Source organism: uncultured Oscillibacter sp. (assembly GCF_947654275.1).
Lineage (GTDB): Bacteria > Bacillota > Clostridia > Oscillospirales > Oscillospiraceae > Oscillibacter.
In genome coordinates, this window is record NZ_CANTJS010000108.1 from 1 (window position 1) to 3,011 (window position 3,011).

The following is a 3,011-nucleotide window of genomic DNA, read 5'->3' on the forward strand; positions in this document are numbered from 1 at the left end:
TGATTCCCGACCTCATCAAGACCCTGCCCTATAAGCCCTTCGCCTGCTCCGCCATCGACGCGCTGGTGCATGCCACCGAGTCCTTCCTGAGCCCCCATCGCAAGACCATGACCTCCGAGCTCTTCAGCGAAAAGGCCATGGACATGATTCTCAAGGGCTTCAAGCTCATCGACGAGAAGGGCCAGGACGCCCGGTTCGAGTACCTGGACGAGTTCGTCACCGCCAGCTTCTACGCCGGCATCGCCTTCCTGAAGGCCGGCTGCGGCCCTGTCCACGGCATGAGCTTCCCCCTGGGCGGCACCTATCACGTGGCCCACGGCGAGAGCAACTACATGCTCTTCGGCGCCATCATGGACTACTATGACGAGAAGAACCCCGACGGCGAAATCATGCGCTTCAAGGAGCTGGTGGCCCGGATTCTGGGCTGCGAGGCCAAGAACGCCATCCCCGAGATGAACGCTCTGCTCCAGCGGATTCTGCCCCTGCGTCCCCTGCGGGACTGCGGCTTCACCGAGGAGGATTTCAAGAAGTTCCCCCTGTCCGTGGAGGCCAACCAGCAGCGCCTGATGACCAACGCCTACTATCCCTTCGACCTGGAGAGCGAGGAAGCCATTTACCGCAAGTGCTTCTAAGCGTGCAAAGAGAGACGCCGGAAACCGGCGTCTCTCTCTTTTTCCGGGGGCGGAAACCCTTGGCCCGGCCGGCGGCCGTCTGTAAAAATGTCCTGCGCCGTTATGGCGCAGGACATTTCTTTGTGTCAAATCTGTGTCAGCGTGTCAGGGGGCAGGGGCGGGATGCCCGCCCCTGTCCCGGAAGACGCTCGGCATGTTCGGTTAATCCAGCGGCTTCATCGTGGGGAACAGGATTACGTCCCGGATGGTATCCGCTCCGGTGAGCAGCATGACACAGCGATCGATGCCAATGCCCAGGCCGCCGGTAGGAGGCATGCCGTATTCCAGAGCCGTGAGGAAATCCTCATCCATCATACCCGCCTCGTCGTCTCCCTTGGCCCGCATTTCCACCTGCTTCTGGAAGCGCTGGCGCTGGTCAATGGGGTCATTGAGCTCGGAGAAAGCGTTGCCCATTTCACTGTGGCAGATAAACAGTTCAAAGCGCTCCGTCAGCCGGGGGTCCTTGGGGGACCGCTTTGCCAGCGGCGAAACATCCACCGGGTGCATGGTGATAAAGGTAGGCTGAATCAGCTTTTCTTCCACCTTTTGGTCAAAGCACTCATACAAGGCGTTGCCCCAGGTTTTGTCCGCTGTTTCCGCCAGCTCCACACCGATGGATTTGGCGGCGGCGACCGCCTCCTTATCCGAGCCGATGGCCATAAAGTCGATGCCGCAATACTGCTTCACCGCCTCGTGCATGGGCATACGGGGCCAGCCGGGGGACAGATCGATGTCCTCACCCTGCCACCGTACCTGATAAGTCCCCAGCAGCTTCTGAGCGGCGGAGGACAGCAGATCTTCAAAAAGGTCCATCATATCATTAAAATCTGCGTAGGCCTGATACAGCTCAATGGTGGTGAACTCAGGGTTGTGCTTAGGGTCCATGCCTTCGTTGCGGAAAATGCGGCCAATCTCATAGACCCGGTCCATGCCGCCGACAATCAGCCGCTTCAGAGGCAGCTCCGTGGCAATGCGCATATACATGTCAATATCCAGGGTGTTGTGATGGGTAATAAAAGGACGAGCGGTAGCTCCGCCGGAAATGGTATTCAACACGGGGGTCTCGACCTCAATATAACCCCGACCATCCATAAATTCCCGCACGTGCCGGATGAATTTCGACCGAACCAGGAAGTTGTTCTTTACCTCCGGGTTTACCATCAGGTCCACATACCGCTGGCGGTAGCGCAGCTCTTTGTCCTGAAGGCCGTGGAACTTCTCCGGCAGGGGCAGCAGAGATTTCGAAAGCAGGGTGATGTTCTTTGCCCGGACGCTCATTTCTCCCCGCTGGGTGCGGAAAACCTCGCCGTCCACACCCACAATGTCGCCAATGTCAAACTTTTTGAATGCTTTATAAACCGCCTCGTCCATCTCGTCCTGACGGGCGTAAAGCTGGATGCGGCCCTCCCGGTCCTGGAGGTCGCAGAAGCTGACCTTGCCCATGCCCCGTTTGCTCATGAGGCGGCCCGCCACCTTGACAGGCGTGCCCTCCATTTCGTCGAAATGGTCCTTGATTTGCCGGGATGTGGCATTCCAGTCAAAACGGGTCAGCCGGAAAGGGTCCTCTCCTGCCGACTGGAGCGCCGCCAGCTTTTCCCGGCGGACTCTGGTCTGCTGGCTCAGATCCTGTTCAGGGTTCTTCATCTGTTCGGCCATGCTCTCTCTCCTTTATTTTAAGAGCGGTTTACCGCTCGATTTTCAGCACGGTGTAGGGGATTGCGCCGCGGGGCGCGTCCACGGTGACAGTGTCGCCCTCCTTCGCGCCGATCAGGGCCTTGCCGAAGGGGGATTCCTCGGAGATGATGCCGTGCATGGGGTCGGATTCCTGGGAACCCACAATCGTGTAGGCGGGCAGGGCCTTGCCGTCCGCGCCGGCCACCGTCACTTTGCAGCCGATGGCCACCACGTCGGTGCTGCTGCTTTCGTCCACAATAACGGCGTGCTGCAAAATCTCCTCCACCTCAGCGATGTGGGAATAGAGCTTGCCCTGTTCGTTTTTTGCCTCGTCGTATTCGCTGTTTTCGCTGAGGTCTCCGAAGCCGCGGGCTACCTTGATCTGTTCCGCAACCTCGTCGGAACGGGTGGTTTTGAGGTAGTTCAGTTCTTCCTGCAACTCGTCGTAACGAGCCTGACTCATCTTGTATCCTTCTTTTGCCATGTCAGACAGATCCTTTCTTCCGATATCCGGTCTTGAGCCCGGCGGAAATACCCCGGGGCACAAATTTACAAGATGTTATTATATAGAAGGCGTCCGGGAATGTCAAGGGCGGGAGGCCGCCGGGCACGGAAATCAATTTTCAAGAATAGTACAAATATCCGAGGGATTCAGGAGACAGTTGA

Annotated in this window: 3 protein-coding genes; 1 reads left to right on the forward strand and 2 read right to left on the reverse strand. The window is 58.1% G+C overall.

The features are described from left to right. Nucleotides 1-632: iron-containing alcohol dehydrogenase (locus Q0063_RS14585; RefSeq protein WP_297872678.1), on the forward strand; the 632-nt coding region annotated here is incomplete at its 5' end. A 201-nt stretch (nt 633-833) separates the two neighbouring features. Here the strand turns inward: Q0063_RS14585 and lysS are convergent. Both lysS and greA read right to left on the reverse strand, forming a co-directional pair. Continuing rightward, entirely contained in the window at nt 834-2,327 is a 1,494-nt protein-coding gene (gene lysS, locus Q0063_RS14590) for a lysine--tRNA ligase (RefSeq protein ID WP_297872679.1), read from the reverse strand. A gap of 28 nt (nt 2,328-2,355) precedes the next feature. Further along, nucleotides 2,356-2,829, reverse strand: coding sequence for a transcription elongation factor GreA (greA, locus tag Q0063_RS14595; RefSeq protein WP_297872680.1), 474 nt, complete (start codon nt 2,827-2,829; stop codon nt 2,356-2,358). Nucleotides 2,830-3,011 lie beyond the last annotated feature (182 nt).